Annotated in this window: 12 protein-coding genes and 1 pseudogene; all 13 read left to right on the forward strand. The window is 27.7% G+C overall.

From position 1 onward, the window contains the following. The first annotated feature begins 331 nt into the window (after positions 1-331). The 13 genes and pseudogenes from CLSA_RS10665 (at position 332) to pfkB (ending at position 16,462) form a co-directional block, all read left to right on the forward strand. Positions 332-1,402: an HD-GYP domain-containing protein gene (locus tag CLSA_RS10665; protein WP_022746335.1), complete on the forward strand. Its 1,071-nt coding sequence runs from the start codon at positions 332-334 to the stop codon at positions 1,400-1,402. 17 nt (positions 1,403-1,419) lie between these two features. After that, positions 1,420-4,269: a response regulator gene (locus CLSA_RS10670; protein WP_022746336.1), complete on the forward strand. Its 2,850-nt coding sequence runs from the start codon at positions 1,420-1,422 to the stop codon at positions 4,267-4,269. A 35-nt stretch (positions 4,270-4,304) separates the two neighbouring features. Further along, a complete protein-coding gene (locus CLSA_RS10675) occupies positions 4,305-4,667 on the forward strand; it encodes a response regulator (RefSeq protein WP_022746337.1) in 363 nt (120 codons plus the stop codon). Between the two features lie 563 nt (positions 4,668-5,230). Further along, the gene (locus CLSA_RS10680) at positions 5,231-6,700 is read left to right on the forward strand and encodes a GH25 family lysozyme (RefSeq protein WP_022746338.1); all 1,470 of its coding nucleotides are present in this window, start codon (positions 5,231-5,233) and stop codon (positions 6,698-6,700) included. A gap of 230 nt (positions 6,701-6,930) precedes the next feature. Continuing rightward, complete coding sequence (locus CLSA_RS10685; RefSeq protein ID WP_022746339.1) at positions 6,931-7,722, forward strand: pseudouridine synthase; 792 nt, start codon at positions 6,931-6,933, stop codon at positions 7,720-7,722. Between the two features lie 643 nt (positions 7,723-8,365). Beyond that, positions 8,366-9,223 (forward strand): 4Fe-4S binding protein, encoded by an 858-nt coding sequence (locus CLSA_RS10690; protein ID WP_022746340.1) that lies wholly within the window; start codon positions 8,366-8,368, stop codon positions 9,221-9,223. 341 nt (positions 9,224-9,564) lie between these two features. Further along, a complete protein-coding gene (locus CLSA_RS10695) occupies positions 9,565-10,161 on the forward strand; it encodes a DUF2238 domain-containing protein (protein WP_022746341.1) in 597 nt (198 codons plus the stop codon). A 221-nt stretch (positions 10,162-10,382) separates the two neighbouring features. Continuing rightward, positions 10,383-11,105 (forward strand): annotated as a pseudogene (locus tag CLSA_RS10700) (nucleoside/nucleotide kinase family protein); the annotation flags it as partial. Positions 11,106-11,964: 859 nt separating this feature from the next. Then, positions 11,965-12,456 (forward strand): PTS sugar transporter subunit IIB, encoded by a 492-nt coding sequence (locus CLSA_RS10705; protein WP_022746343.1) that lies wholly within the window; start codon positions 11,965-11,967, stop codon positions 12,454-12,456. Between the two features lie 154 nt (positions 12,457-12,610). Next, complete coding sequence (locus tag CLSA_RS10710; protein ID WP_022746344.1) at positions 12,611-13,405, forward strand: PTS mannose/fructose/sorbose transporter subunit IIC; 795 nt, start codon at positions 12,611-12,613, stop codon at positions 13,403-13,405. 23 nt (positions 13,406-13,428) lie between these two features. Beyond that, on the forward strand, positions 13,429-14,250 hold the full coding sequence (gene manZ / locus CLSA_RS10715; protein WP_022746345.1) for a PTS mannose transporter subunit IID: 822 nt from the start codon (positions 13,429-13,431) through the stop codon (positions 14,248-14,250). Between the two features lie 558 nt (positions 14,251-14,808). After that, positions 14,809-15,564: a DeoR/GlpR family DNA-binding transcription regulator gene (locus CLSA_RS10720; RefSeq protein ID WP_022746346.1), complete on the forward strand. Its 756-nt coding sequence runs from the start codon at positions 14,809-14,811 to the stop codon at positions 15,562-15,564. After that, positions 15,557-16,462: a 1-phosphofructokinase gene (gene pfkB, locus CLSA_RS10725; protein ID WP_022746347.1), complete on the forward strand. Its 906-nt coding sequence runs from the start codon at positions 15,557-15,559 to the stop codon at positions 16,460-16,462. Before CLSA_RS10720 ends, pfkB begins: the two co-directional genes overlap by 8 nt. Positions 16,463-16,471 lie beyond the last annotated feature (9 nt).

Consider the following 16,471-nt stretch of genomic DNA (forward strand, 5'->3'; position numbering starts at 1 on the left):
TTTTTAAATGGGTTGTATCAATTTGGTACAACTCATTTTTTTAACTTGATTAGTAAAATTAATATTTAATTAGTAAGTTGTTATATTGCTTATTTTGTTTTTAAAGTATAAAAATTTATACAAATTGATTTTTTATATCATTTAATTTCTGAATATTTTTTTACATGGTAAAAAGTTTAAGAATATGCTAATATATTTAAATAAGAAGCGCTACTGATGATGCCATCCTTTAGGGTTTGTTTAGTAAAGAAATATTATATTTCTAGTTTCATTTTTGTTTACAAAAGATTGAAGCCTGGTAAATAATTAATTATTTAATTTGGAGGTACATATGAGAGTTGTTAGCGTATCCAGCCTGAAGGGAGACGAAATACTTGGAAAGCAGATTTTTGATGAGTCTGGCAGAGTTTTGCTTAGTGTTGGAGTAAAGTTAAGACCCTTTTACATACAAAGGATTAAAGAACTTGGAATTACTTCAGTTTATATTGATGATGATATATCAAAAAATGTAGTTATAGAAGAAAACATTTGTGAAAAGACAAGGCAAATGAGTAAACATGCAGTCAAAAATATGATTGAAGGTTATTGTCGTGAAGGGAAAACTGATAGTACTAGCATTATGAACTCAGTTAATTCAGTAATTGAGGATGTATTATCTAATAAAGATGTTTTAATAAATGTTGCAGAAATAAGTTCAAGTGATAATAATATATATTCCCATTCAGTAAATGTAAGTGTTCTATCTACAATAATAGGAACGCATATGGGATTCAGCATGCCAAAGCTTAAAGATATAGCTACAGCTGCAATGCTGCATGATATTGGTAAAATAAAAATTATGAATGATAAAAACATTTTATCAGAGTTTAAAACACAAGAAGAATTAGACAAATATATTGAACTTATGCATCCAAAGGTTGGTTATGATGTTTTAGGAGAGCAATATGTTTGGAATGCACAAGTGAAAGTGGCTGCATTAATGCATCATGAAAGAAGTGATGGTAGTGGGTATCCTTTAAAATTACGAGGTGATGAAATAAACCAAATTGCAAAGATAGTTTCAATATGTGATGTTTTTGATAATTTAATATGTGGTAGAAATGTTGAGTCATCTAAAACTGTATATGAAGTTATCGAATATCTTCTAGGAATGAGCAACAGATATTTTGATGAAGAAATGGTCAGAAAATTTACAATGAACATAGCCGCTTTTCCAACTGGTAGTGGAGTTTTACTAAACTCAAATGAAAAGGGATTAGTAGTAAAGCAAAATAACTCAATGCCAATGAGACCAGTAGTTAAAGTTGTATATGATAAAGATGGGAATAAACTTTTAGAATCTTACGAAATTGATTTATTAAAAGAACTAACAGTTTTTATTATAAAAACCTGTGAAATTTAAATTTGGGGAGTGACTTTATGAAGGGTAGAGAGAATTGCACAAATGATGTGTATTTCAATAACTGTATAAAACTGATTCATAATATTTTTCAGAAATTTTTAGATGTGGATAGTATCAATTATAAAATTGAATTAGAAAAAACATTGGAGGAAATTGGATTTTGCTTTAATTTAGATAGAATTTTTATTTATTATTTTTCTAAGGATCCTACTTTTATGCAAATGGAATGCCAATGGAATAGGAAAGAGGTAAATCCCAAAAGAAAAATACAGGAGGAAGAGGCAGTTTATACTCTTCCTTGGTTAATCCGCGAGATTAAGAATAATGATTTTGTTGCAATAAATAATACAGAGGAACTTCCAAATGAAGCAATATTTGAATCTGAGACGTTTAGAAAAGAGGGTATAAAAGCGTTACTTATACTTCCGTTGAAAAATAAAAACAAATTAATTGGTTTTGTAGGCTATGAAAGTTTGTCAAAGCCTATAACATGGGAAGAACACTTAATCAAAATATTAACTGATATTTCAAGGGCTTTTTCATATGCAAGGATAAGGATTACAAATGAGAAAACATATAAAGCCATAATTGATGGACAAGCAATTTTACTAAATAATTCAAAATCTCAAATTTGGGCGTTAAGCAATATTACTTCTTATGCAACTGTTAATGAGGCTCATGCAAAATTTTTTGGCAAGAAGAAAGATGATTTAGAGTATCAGGATTTGTATGATATATTTGATATAGATACAGCAAATAAACTTGCTGAAATTAATTGGGATTTATTTCAAAATAATGAACCATCAGAAAAAGAACTTGAAATCAAGAATTGGAAAGGTGAGAATAGGCTGCTTAAAATAAAAAGTAAGCCTCAGAGAGATGAAGTAGGTAATATAAAATATCTTATCTGTACTGCTGAGGATATTACAGAACAGAGATTGTCAGAAATTGAGTTATATAAGGCAAAAGAACAGGCAGAATCAGCAAATATTGCTAAGAGTCAATTTCTCGCAAATATGTCTCACGAAATAAGAACACCAATGAATGGAATATTTGGATTTCTTGAGCTATTGCAATCAACTAATTTATCATTGGAACAAAAAGAATTTATATGTGAAGCAAAATCTGCTTCAGAGATATTATTACATATTATTAATGATATATTAGACTTTTCGAAAATTGAAGCAAAAAAGTTAACTATGGAAAAGATTGAATTCAATTTAAGATCTATCATTGAAAATTCAGTTTCACTTTTCGCTCCAAAAGCAACGGAAAAAGGAATAGAACTTCATTCAATGATTGTCTCAGATGTTCCTGAAGAAGTAATTGGTGATCCATCAAGGCTTAGACAAATATTAAATAACCTAATAAGCAATGCAGTTAAGTTTACTGAAAATGGTGAGATTTTGGTCACGGTTGATTATTTAGAGGAGGAAAACGAAATTGGATTGCTTAATTTTGAAGTAAAGGATACTGGAATTGGAATTCGCAAGGAAGAAATTACCAATCTTTTTCAATCTTTTACTCAAGCAGATGCTTCTACAACAAGAAAGTACGGAGGAACAGGTCTTGGACTTGCAATTTCTAGTGAACTAGTAAAAATGATGGGTGGAGAAATTTCTGTTAAAAGCACTCTAGGTGAAGGTTCAATATTTAAATTTAATGTTAGACTAAAAATAGCTAAAAGAGCTTCTGAACAAAAAAATATGTTTGAAATGTTTGATGATATAAATATTTTAATTGTCGATGATAACTATAATAATAGAAAAATTGTTAGTTCGTATCTTCAAGGAACTGGTTTGAATATATTTGAAGCTGAAGATTCTACTAGTGCACTTACTACAATTCTCTCAAATGTAAATACAAAAAACAAAATAAGTGTTGCTATCATAGATTATCAAATGCCTGATATGAATGGTTATCAACTTGTAGCTACTTTAAAAACAATACCTTTTGTAAATGATATTAAGTTAGTACTTTTAAATCGTGCAATGCAAAGAGAAAATGGTAAGGATGTAAAAGAACATGGTTTTTCATCGTATTTAACTAAACCTGTTAAAAGAGATGATTTACTTAACTGTATTGCCACAGTATTAGGATTAAAAAAAGAAGAGAAACAAGAACAAGAAGTTACAACAAAAAATATAGTTAAAGAAGTTAAGGAACTATCAAAGCCTAGAATTTTATTGGTAGAAGACAATCAAGTAAATCGAAAAATCGTTATAAGTATGCTTAAATCTCATAATATGACTTGTGATGTAGCATTAAATGGTAGTCAGGCATTAAAGGCAATATCAGAAAAGGATTATGATATTGTATTTATGGATTGTCAGATGCCAATAATGGATGGGTATGAAAGCACAGCTAAGATAAGGCGTATGGAAGGAGACAAAAAGCATACTACAATTATTGCAATGACTGCTAATGCAATGCAAGGGGATAGACAAAAGTGTATTGATGCTGGTATGGATGATTATATTAGTAAACCTGTTAATTTTGAGATAATGTTTAATATGATAGAAACAAATACTAAAGTACGAAAAGTTGCAACCGAGTATAATAATATAATACATAATTATATTGATAACTTTGTTAAAATTACAGGACTTGAAAAAGAAGATGCAATTGAAATATTTGAGGAATACATAAAATGTCTACCAGATTTATTATCAGGTATTAATGATGCTATTCAGAACAGTGATTTTAAAAAATTGGAAGGATTAGCGCATGAATTAAAAGGTTCAACCGGAACTTTAAGAATGGATTCTATTCATCAATTAGCAGTTAATCTCGAACAAAAAGCTATAAAACAAGAAATGAATGAATGTGCTAGACTTTTTATTCAAATAAGAGACTTGTTTTGTTAAGTTCTTAAAAATTGTAGGTAAAAGGAGTTTTTGACATGAAAAAGGTATTAATAGTGGATGATTCATCGTATATGCGTATGTTTGTAAAAAAGATTATTAAAAAAGGTGGCTCATATTCAACTTTTGAAGCATCAGGGAAAGAAGAAGCAATAGAGATTTATAAGACTGAAAATCCAGATATTGTGATTTTGGATTTGAATATGTCTGAGTTTAGAAAAGATGGTATTGATGTATTAACTGAAATAATGAATATTAATTCTGAAGCAGTTGTGATTATAATATCAGCAGTAGGATATGAAGAAGTAAAAGATGAATGTATAGCCCTTGGTGCTAAGAGTTATATTAGGAAACCATTTGATACACAGGTTTTATTAAATACATTGGAACAATACAAATAATATTGTATAAATTCTTTAGTTCGAATTATAAATTTAAGAAATAGCACAATGAAAATAAATAACAAGTCTAAAGTTGATGCTTTTCATCATTTAACATAATCAAATTTACGTAATAAGCTTGGTATTGCAGAAATTTGATTATGTAAAATGATGAAAATAAGTTAACAAATGAACTTGTTATTTTTTTCATGTATCTAAATACACTAAAAAAGCTGAAGTTCTCGTGTATTTAAAAAACTCAGCTTTTTACATGGTGCGCTGCAAGCTGTTTTTCATCTTTATTAGAAAGAAATTTAATATTTTGAAAGTGAAATTTTTGTAATTGTAATATTGTTGTTCATAATAGGCCTATGGTTTAGAGAAAATTAAATGAATTTTTAAGATTATGTAGATAGAAATTTTAATATTACCAGTGTATAATATTAAATGGTATTGTTTTTAAAGAAAAGAAGGTGATCCAAATATTGATAAAAAATAATACAAATATATACGTCCTATAATGGATTATAAGTGCAAAACTAATTCGCTAAGTATAAGAAAGTATAACAAGGAGAATGATAATTGTGAATATTAAAAAGAATATTATTGGTTTTATTTTAGTTTTTGCGGTATTATTTAGTTTAATGCCAGAATTAAATGTACAAGCAGCAACAACTGATTTAAAAATATATGCAACACCATCATCAGGTTCAATTGCAAAAGTAGCAACGTCTGAAAATAAGTCTGATGCACTTAACATAACAGATTCTACTGTAAATAATAATAGTGAAGTGGACAAGCCTAATATAACGTCAACAATTGGCTGGAAAAATGAAAATGGAGATTGGTATTATTATAAATCAGATAATACTAAAGCAACAGGTTGGATTAAGCCAGATAAGAATTGGTATTATTTAGGATATGATGGAAAAATGAAAACTGGCTGGATTAATCCTAATGGTACTTGGTATTACTTGGATTATTCTGGAGCTATGGCAAAGGGCTGGAAAGAATTAAACAACTCTAAATACTTTCTTCAAGATGATGGAAGCATGGTAACTGGCTTAAAAGAAATAAACGGCAAGAAATATATGTTTAAGAGCAGTGGTGCTATGGCAACAGGTTGGGCATTGTTAAATAATCAGTGGTATTACTTGAATGTTGATGGATCTATGGTAACTGGTTGGGTTAAAGATAATAATAAATCTTATTATCTAAATAATTCAGGAGCTATGACAATAGGTTGGATTAAAATTGATGAATCATGGTATGACTTTAAAGACGATGGAAGTATGGCAACAGGTTGGGTTACATATAATGGAGAATCATATTATTTAGATACAGCTACAGGAAAAATGCTTGTTAATACTACAATAGATGGTTATACATTGGGTGACGATGGAAAAAGTACAAAAAAGGTAGATTTAAGTGCAAACTTTGAAACTAAATTTGTGCCAGTTAAAGAAAATACTTTATATAAGGGAATTGATATTAGTAATTGGGATGGAAATGTAAATTTCTCAAGCGTTAAAGCTGATGGAGTACAATTAGTATATATGAAAGCTACACAAGGTTCAACATTTAGAGATCAGTATTTAGATACTTATTATACTAATGCAAAAAGTGTTGGTTTAAAAGTTGGATTCTATCATTATTTAGATGGGTCAAGCTCTCCAGAATCACAAGCTGAGAACTTTTATAATAGTATAAAGGATAAGCAAAGTGATTTAAAACCAGCACTTGATGTAGAATCAAGTGGATTTAATGTTATGGATTATACTTTAAGATTCATAAATAAGTTTAAAAGTTTAAGTAATATGGATGTATGTATATATACATATAGTAGCTTTATTAATAGTAATCTTGATAGTAGATTATCCGGATATACTTTATGGGAAGCTAACTATAACAATAATCCACTTAATAACTTACCATCAAATAATGTATGGTCTTCAGGTTCAAGAGTAGGTCATCAATATTCTGATAAAGGAAGTGTTAGTGGAATAGATAGCGATGTAGATTTAGATGAATTTACACAAGGTATTTTAAGATAACATCTTATTATGCATGCAAGGATAAAACATTGATATTATTTAAAAAATAATTAGGTTCTAAAAAGCTATCCTCAAAAGGGATAGCTTTTTTATGTATCATTCATGAAAATGTATTTATATAATCAATAAGACATGTTATAATATTAGTTTCGTATGAAAAAATAGAATTAAAAGTTATCTGCTTTTGTTCATTAAGATTTATTAAACACCGGAAGAGAGAGGAAATAAAAATGAGATTAGATAAATTTTTAGCAATATCCTCAATTGGGAGGAGGAAAGATGTTAGGAGTTATATAAAAGAAGGTATGGTTAAGGTAAATGGAAGTTTGATAACAGAACCTGCAATTGAAATTGATGAAAATTCTGATGTTATTGAATATCTTAATAAAGTGGTAACTTATATTGGAAAAGTGTATTATATGTTTAATAAACCTGCTGGCTGTGTTACTGCAAGAAGAGATGACGTTAATAAAACAGTATTTGATTATTTTAATGATGTTAATATGGAAGGAATATTTCATGTTGGAAGATTGGATAAGGATACAGAAGGATTACTTTTATTAACAAATGATGGTGAATTTGAACATAAACTAATGTATCCAGAAAAGCATGTTGAAAAAACGTACTATTTTTGGGCTTTAGGTTCTTTACATGAAGATGATATTAAAAAATTAAAGGAAGGACTTTACATTCAAAAAGGTGAAATACGTACAAGACCTGCAAAAATTCAAGTTCAAAATTGTGGAACGTACAAAGAGTATAAACATGAAATGAATATTAATAATTTATATAATATAGATTCAAATTATTATAATCAGCCTGTTGTTTCTGGGTATCTTACTATTTCAGAGGGGCGTAAGCATCAAGTAAAACGTATGTTAAAAGCAGTAGGTTGTTATGTTGTATATTTGAAGAGGGTTTCTATTGGTGAATTAAAATTAGATGAATCATTAGATAAAGGTCAGTATAGAGTTTTAAATGAAGATGAGATTCAAAGTTTGATTGGAAATTTGAAAAAATGAAAATGAATTGAAAAATAACACCTAATGAAGTGAGATTTTCTTTGAATTAGAAAATTTCACTTTTAGTTATTATGGATAAAAAATTTAATGGGATAGTTGTGTCCATAGTTAATTACAGAAGGTTAGTTTTGGATTAGAATAACTAAATTAATATGGTATGCTTTATGAAATTTGTATAAGTATGTTAAATCGTGATTTACATCACGGTTTTATAAAAAAAAGAATGATATTGTATTTTATGGAGTCATAATATTAATAATCTAGAATTGAGTGGAATAGAAATAAACCTGCATATTGCTGTTAGCTTTTTGTAGGATTTTTTGCTTGTAGTATCATTTACTAATTGAATCACATGTGCTTTATGTAACTTTTTGAGAATATATGACTCTAACAAATTAGTTTCCTAGTTATTAGACAAATTTATTAAATTATATATAGTGTATTTATAATATTAATTTTAAATTTCATTTTGTTCTAATTTTTATAATTCAAGAAGGTCATTAAGCATGGATAATATAATGAATCGATGTTATAGTTTTGCAATTTATAGTTAACGTAAAATTGCAATTATATTTGTCTGAAGTAATTAGCCATTAATTAAAACATATATGAATTGTTTTCTAGAGAAAGGATTGAATGACAATTGAATAAGGAAGAACTTAGATTATTAAAATTAGAAGGTTATATGCGACAAGAAGATAAAGAACATTTTTCACTTCGAGTAATGACGACAGCTGGAAATTTAACCTCTGATCAGGTACGTTGTTTGTCTGATATAGCTGATATGTATGGAAAGGGATATATGGGATTTACTACTAGACAATGTATAGAAATTCCTTGGATAAAAGAAGAATTAATTCCACAAGTAAAGAGAAAAATTGCAGAAGCAGGTCTTAAAACAGGTGGTACAGGATTTACAGTTGTAGGTGTTGCTGGTTGTAAAGGTTCAATTTGCAAATATGGATTAATAGATTCGCAAGAAATTGCTAGAAAGTTAGATGAAAAGTTTTTAGGAATGGAGTTACCAGGCAAATTTAAAATCGGAATAACTGCATGTCCCAATAATTGCGTAAAAGCACCAATAAGCGATTTAGGATTTATGGCTCAAAATGAACCAAAAGTAGAAATAGATACTTGTAAGGGATGCAAAATTTGTGAACGTACTTGCAAGGTAAAAGCTATTGAGATTGTAGATAAGAAGGCTGTAATAAATTATGGTAAATGCCTTTCATGTGGACAATGCATAAAGAATTGTCCTTTTAAAGCTATGAAGCTTGAAAAAGAAGGCATAGTAATGTATATAGGTGGTAAGTTTGGACGAGATATAAGGTTGGGAAATCGCGTTATTAGATATGTGAATGTTGATGAGATAGAATCACTTTCAGAAAAAGTAATAAATTATTACAAAGAAAGTGGTAAAAAAGGAGAAAGACTGGGAAAAACAATAGATAGATTAGGAATTGATAGCATAAAAAAAGCTTTAGATCTTGAAATTAATTAATATAGATAAAAAACTTTGATTTTAAGAAAATATACATATAAATATAAGAATATTTTTAAGAATATAAAAATTAAAAACTGTAGAACTTTTTGTAAGGTACATAAAAGAAAATAACAAGCCAAAATGTGATGGAAAATAGACTTGTTATTTTTTGTATGTGCCTAAAATTATAAATGGAGGCATTGCACTAAAATTTTATTTAGTGTTGTGCTTTTTCTTATATATAATAATTTGATATTTTTAATTTAATAAGGAAAAGATATTATTAGAATTATTGTAGATTTGTTATTAAAACATATGTAATTTAATTATGAAAGGTATCAGAGGAAGGGATGATTTTTATGAATAATAAGAATAGTAACTTAGCAATTGGAATTACAGTGATATTTGAGATAATGTTAACAATTACAACTATTCTGCGTATTACATTAAGACAAGAGCAAAATCTAGGCCAGATTATTTTGGCAGGTTTGTGTATTACTATTCCTTTTATAATTACTTATGTTACAAATAAAAAGAAAATATTTCTACCTTCAAATTTTCAATTAATATCAGTATTGTTTATTATACTTACATTGTACTTTGGTGAAATCAAAAGATTCTATGTTAAGTTTTGGTGGTGGGACTTGTTTCTTCATGGATTGTTTGGCTGTTATGCTGTTATTATAGCGTTAAATATAATACAAGGAATTATTATAAAAGGGAAAGGAACAACTGAAAAACGATTTATTATTTTTACTTTAATATTTGCATTTTGTTTTTCAATTACTTTAGGAACTCTATGGGAAATTTTTGAATTTATAGGAGATTATTTTTTTAAAACAGATATGATAAATGGAGGACTTGAAGATACTGCATCAGATCTTATGATAAAAATTTTATTTGCTTTTATAACTTCGATAATATGGTATTTTTATAAGCTTAATAAGAAAAAATGACTAGCTTTATGCGTAATTACAATATATTAATATCTGTTCAATTTAATATATTGTAATTATATAATGTTTTTAAACTAATGTTTAAGATTAATAGTAATTATATAAATCGCATTAATTTAATGTATATTTCAATTATTAATATAGAATTTATATTAATTAGATTAAGAAATATATAACACTTCAATTATCATCCATTATTTATTTAATTCAATTTTAATGTAAATGGTTTTGACATAAAATCATCTTATTCCCAGAAAACTATTAATAAAATTTTTATTCCAATGTTAAAAAAATGGACAAAAATGAGCAAGAAAAAGGATGAACGATTTATAATTTTTTTAGCAGCACCTCCTGCAGTTGGAAAAACAACTTTATCACTATTTCTTGAGTACTTATCCAAAAATGTAGAAGGAGTAGAAGAAATACAAGCGATAGGATTAGATGGATTTCATTTTTATGCAGATTATATAAAAAGCCATAGTATCAATATAAATGGTAATGAAACTCCTATGAGTGAAGTTAAAGGATGTTTAGAAACATTTGATATAGATAAATTAATAGTTAAGTTAAAGGAATTACAAAAGAAAAATATTAAATGGCCAGTATATGATAGAAATATTCATGATGTTGTAGATGAAAATATATTTGTTGATAAAAAAATAGTTATAATTGAGGGGAATTGGCTATTATCAGATGAAGCAAAGTGGAGCAATTTAAAAGATTTTTGTGACTATAGTATTTTTGTTTATGCAGATGAGAACTTGCTGAAGAGTAGACTGATTGAAAGAAAGATGAAAGGTGGACTTAGTCATGAAGAGGCTGTAAGTTTTTATAAAAAGAGTGATAGAGTTAATATTAGAAGAGTTCTAAAAAATCATTATTCAGCTGATTTAGAGTTGATTATGGATGATAATGGAGATTATGTTAGATTAGACTTTAGTTAAGTTATTATTAATGTTTTAATTAATGAAAAACACAATAATTGTAATGTCTGAAATATTTTTTTGAATATGCATTCTTAGATTTTTTATTTCATTACTATTTTTTAGAGTTGAAAATATAGAAAATAAACAAAAAAACTAAATAAAATACGAAAATAGAGATAGTACGGGTAGTCATGAATACTATCTCTATTTTTTTAGAGTTTCATGTCTTTCTTGATATAATTTACTAATTTTGTATTAAATATACATCTAGGGTTATATATGTTGATAAATTTAAATGAATTAATAATTAAAAATATAGATTAATAATTAATAATCTGTATTTTTAATTTTTCAGTATTAAATCTTCAGTAAAGAGTATTAACATAAGATATAAGAGTATTAAAATATTAGAAAAATAATTAAAGTTTAGATTAAGTATATTAATATAAAAAAATATAGTATTAAATATAAAAATAATTTTATGATATATTAAATAATTCCTTATGAATGTATATGACTGATATTGAATGAATATGAATCACCATGATTATTTTTTTCTTTTGTAATACACTTTGTTGGCATAATAGTTGCTTTAAATATAATCAAGAAAGGAGAACAAATACATAAATTTATAAATGCTTTATACAAAGGGATTCAACAATTGTAGTTTTTACTTATATCTGCTAAATATATTTCAAATAAGTCATAGTGTATTATTTTGTATATTGAAAACGATTTAGAGGGGATGAATATTTTAGGATGTAAAATAACTATGTAATTGCGACAACAGTATGAGTAATTATAAATTTTATCAAAAGATTGCCAGAGGATTATGAAAAAACAGAATTATATTAAAGAAAAATGGAGGAATACAAAAATGGAAATAAGTTTTGTGAGAATTGATGACAGATTAATACATGGACAAGTAGCTACAGTTTGGACTAAAGCTAGCGGATGCAACAGAATAATGGCTTGCAGCGATGAAGTCGCTAATGATCCTTTAAGAAAACAATTATTATTACAAGTTTGTCCACAAGGATATAAAGCATATGTTTTACCAATTGAAAAGGCAATAGCAGCATATAAAAATCCTAAATATGATAGTTTTAAAACATTATTCTTATTTACAAATCCTACTGATGTTTTAAGAATGATAGAAGGCGGAGTTGATTTTAAGTCTGTAAATGTTGGTGGAATGTGCTTTAAAGAAGGTAAAACACAAATTACTAATGCAGTTTGTGTAGATGATAAGGATATTGAATCATTCAAGAAAATTAGCGAAAAAGGTGTTGAATTAGAATTAAGAAAATTAGCACAAGATTCTAAGGTTGATTTAATTGATAAACTTAAAAGTTTAAATCTTATCTAAACTATTTAATGTTTAGATTAAATTATAAGTATATGAATATAATTTTTTATTTAATAAAAATGTAGAATAGACTATAAGTTGATTCTACATTGCAAATAATATATTACGTTATTATTATATATATTTTGTTAAAGAAGAAAGAGGGGAATTACAAATGAGCACTTTACAATTAATTTTATTAATAATAGTTGCAGCAATTGCTGGTATGGGTAGTGTACTTGATGAAGCACAATTCCATAGACCATTAGTTGCGTGCACACTAGTAGGACTCGTATTAGGTGATCTTCAAACCGGAATTATATTAGGTGGAACTCTTGAAATGCTAGCACTTGGTTGGATGAATGTTGGTGCCGCTATGGCACCAGATGCAGCACTTGCAAGTGTAATTTCAGCAGTATTAGTAATAGTTGGAAAGCAATCAATAGGTGCAGGTATAGCGGTTGCAATTCCAATTGCCGCAGCAGGACAAGTACTTACTATATTTGTAAGAACAATAACAGTATTCTTTCAACATTTGGCTGATAAGTGTGCAGAAAATGCAAATACAACAGGAATAGAAATATGCCATATTGCGGGACTTGCACTTCAAGGTATTCGTGTTGCTGTGCCAGCTGCAATAGTAGGAGTATTAGCGGGTACTGATGCTGTAAATGCAATGCTTGCAGCTATTCCAGAAGTTATAACAAAGGGGTTACAAGTATCAGGAGGATTCATAGTTGTAGTTGGATATGCAATGGTAATTAATATGATGAATAGTAAAGCTTTAATGCCATTTTTCTTCATAGGATTCTTATTAGCAGCATTTACTAACTTCAATTTAATTGGTTTCGGTGCAGTAGGTGTTATTGCAGCAATATTCCATATCAAATCAATTGCTAATCAAGGTCAAGCTGTAGCAGCAGTTGCAACTGGCGGCGTTGATGATGTAGATGATTCAGAATTACTATAGCTTAGTTGAGGGAGGTTCTAACGATGAGTGAAAAAAAATTAAATAAAAGTGATATAATAAAAATGTTTATTCGTTCAAATTTTTTATTGGGATCATATAACTTTGAAAGAATGCAAGCAATAGGATTTTGTGTAACATTAATCCCTGCATTAAAGAAGCTATATAAGGGTGATGAATTGAGTGCTGCGTTAAAAAGACATTTAGAATTCTTTAATACTCAACCTTTCGTTGCAACTCCAATTATGGGAATAACTGCAGCCATGGAAGAACAAAGAGCTAATGGTGCTCCTATTGATGAATCATCAATTAGTGGTGTTAAGGTTGGATTAATGGGACCTTTAGCGGGTGTTGGAGATCCAATATTTTGGGGAACTGTAAGGCCTGTACTTGCAGCATTAGGAGCCGGACTTGCATTAAGCGGAAGTATTATTGGACCGTTAATATTCTTCTTAGGATTCAATGTTATAAGACTTGCAACAAATTGGTATGGAATGTTTTATGGATATGAAAAAGGAACTCAATTAGTTTCTGATATGGCTGGAAATAAATTAAGATATCTTACAGAAGGATCTTCAGTTCTAGGTCTATTAGTTATAGGTGGACTTGTATCAAAATGGACTACAGTTAACATTCCGTTTGTTCTTTCTCAATATACAAAAAGTGATGGAACGCAAGTTACTACAACAATTCAAAGTGTATTAGATAGTTTGATGCCAGGTTTAGTACCACTTCTATTAACTTTCTTATGCATGTATTTATTAAAGAAAAAGGTCAATCCATTACTAATTATATTTGGATTATTTGTAGTAGGAATTATAGGAACTGCTTTAGGCGTATTAGCATAGATTTTTATAAAATAACATTCAAATCTCTATTTATAGGGATTTGAATGTTATTTTTTGATTTCATAATTTTAATTATTTATATAAAATCCAATAAATTTTATCATATTTTATATTTTAGTAGAAATTCACATGTTATAATATTACCTGAAAAGTAAACAATTATATTATTTTTATAGAATATGTATGAAATTTTTAGCGAAATATTTTATCCTATGTAATATTGAAAGTGATGGCAAATAATTAAGGAAATTAATATATTAACTTGTTTATAGAATGTATTTATAATAAAGAATTGTATTATAAATAATAAATTTAAGTTTTATATGATTACATTAGAGCATGATTCGTTTATAAAGAAAAAATATAAGGTAAATATTCAAAATAAATTATTTATGATAATGATAGATTGAAATCAATCAAAATAATTACATATTGAGGGATATTAGTCAAAAAAATCAAAATGTAAACATTTAAAAATAAAAAAAGTGAATTATTTTGAATGAAAATGATTGATTTTTTTTATAAGATGGTATATTATAAAGAAGAGGAGTGGTGATAATGTTTACAGAAGAAAGATATAATATCATTCTTCAAGAACTGAAACAAAAAGGAATAGTTTCAGTCACGGATTTAGTCAATATACTTGATGCTTCGGAGTCTACAGTAAGAAGAGATTTAAATTCTTTAGATAGTGAAGGTCTTTTGAAAAAAATTCATGGAGGTGCTATTTTAATAGGAGAAAGTACTTCTAAACATGATTACCAAGTCAATGTTAGACAAACTTTAAATTCTGAAGAAAAAAAATTAATAGCAAAATATGCAGCAGGTTTAATTAAAGAAAATGATGTAATATACTTAGATGCTGGAACAACTACAGAACTATTAATTGATTTCATTGAGGCAAAAAACATAACTGTAGTTACAAATGGTATAAGTCATGCCAAAAAGCTTTTAGAAAAGGGAATTAAAACCTTTATATTAGGAGGAGAATTGAAGGCCGTTACAGAAGCGATAGTAGGAAGTAGTGCAGTAGATGATTTGAAAAAATTTAATTTTTCAAAGGCATTTTTAGGAACTAATGGCGTAAGTAATAAAAATGGCTATACTACCCCTGACATGAATGAAGCAATGGTTAAGGCAGAAGCCATGAAAAGATCTAGTGAATCCTTTGTATTAGCAGATCAATCTAAATTAGAAGAAGTAAGTTTTATAACTTTCGGAGCAATAACAGATTCAACACTAATAACAATTAAAATAAATGGCAATAATAATAGTTATGATACTAATGTAATAGGAGTGGTAAAAAATGATTAATACTATAACACTAAACCCTTCTTTAGACTATATAGTTAAAGTTGATTCTTTTAAAGTTGATGCTTTAAATAGAAGTTTAGAAGAACAAGTATATGCAGGTGGTAAGGGAATTAATGTATCAATTGTTCTAAAGAATTTAGGAGTAGAAAATACAGCTTTGGGATATATAGCTGGATTTACAGGTGAAGAAATTTCGAGACAGGTTAAAGAACATGGGGTTAACTGTGATTTTATCAAATTAAAAAATGGTTTATCAAGAATAAACGTAAAACTTAAAAGTGATGGAGAAACAGAAATCAATGGTTCAGGACCAGTAATAACTGAAACTGATTTACAAAATCTTTATGAAAAATTAAATTCATTAACTAAAGGTGATTACCTTATATTATCAGGAAGCATACCCAATAGTGTACCTGATGATATTTATGAAAACATAATGAAGAGTTTATTAGATAAAGGAATAGAATTCGTAGTTGATGCAACAAAGGACTTATTATTAAAAGTATTAAAATATAAACCATTTTTAATTAAACCAAATCACCACGAATTAGCAGAAATGTTCAATATAGAATTAAAGAGTGATGAAGATATAATTACATATGGTAAAAAGCTTCAAGAAATGGGAGCAAAGAATGTTCTTATATCAATGGCTGGAGATGGCGCTATTCTTCTACCTGAAAATGGAGAGCCAATAAAAAGAGAAGTTCCAAAGGGAGTATTAAAAAATTCAGTTGGAGCAGGAGATTCTATGGTTGCAGGTTTCTTATGCGGATATCTTAAAAATAAAAATATAGATGAAGCATTTAAAATGGGAATTGCAACTGGTAGTGCAAGTGCCTTTTCAGAAGAACTTGCAACTAAAGAACAAGTTGAAGAATTATTACTTCAAATGAAATAATAATATAAT

Origin of the sequence: Clostridium saccharobutylicum DSM 13864, from assembly GCF_000473995.1 — a bacterium.
Taxonomy (GTDB): Bacteria; Bacillota; Clostridia; order Clostridiales; family Clostridiaceae; genus Clostridium; species Clostridium saccharobutylicum.

Coding starts and splice junctions, on each gene's coding strand:
- manZ (WP_022746345.1), top strand. CDS start 13,429: ATGAGTGAAAAAAAATTAAATAAAAGTGATATAATAAAAATGTTTATT.
- CLSA_RS10705 (WP_022746343.1), top strand. CDS start 11,965: ATGGAAATAAGTTTTGTGAGAATTGATGACAGATTAATACATGGACAA.
- CLSA_RS10695 (WP_022746341.1), top strand. CDS start 9,565: ATGAATAATAAGAATAGTAACTTAGCAATTGGAATTACAGTGATATTT.
- CLSA_RS10675 (WP_022746337.1), top strand. CDS start 4,305: ATGAAAAAGGTATTAATAGTGGATGATTCATCGTATATGCGTATGTTT.
- pfkB (WP_022746347.1), top strand. CDS start 15,557: ATGATTAATACTATAACACTAAACCCTTCTTTAGACTATATAGTTAAA.
- CLSA_RS10720 (WP_022746346.1), top strand. CDS start 14,809: ATGTTTACAGAAGAAAGATATAATATCATTCTTCAAGAACTGAAACAA.
- CLSA_RS10665 (WP_022746335.1), top strand. CDS start 332: ATGAGAGTTGTTAGCGTATCCAGCCTGAAGGGAGACGAAATACTTGGA.
- CLSA_RS10710 (WP_022746344.1), top strand. CDS start 12,611: ATGAGCACTTTACAATTAATTTTATTAATAATAGTTGCAGCAATTGCT.
- CLSA_RS10670 (WP_022746336.1), top strand. CDS start 1,420: ATGAAGGGTAGAGAGAATTGCACAAATGATGTGTATTTCAATAACTGT.
- CLSA_RS10685 (WP_022746339.1), top strand. CDS start 6,931: ATGAGATTAGATAAATTTTTAGCAATATCCTCAATTGGGAGGAGGAAA.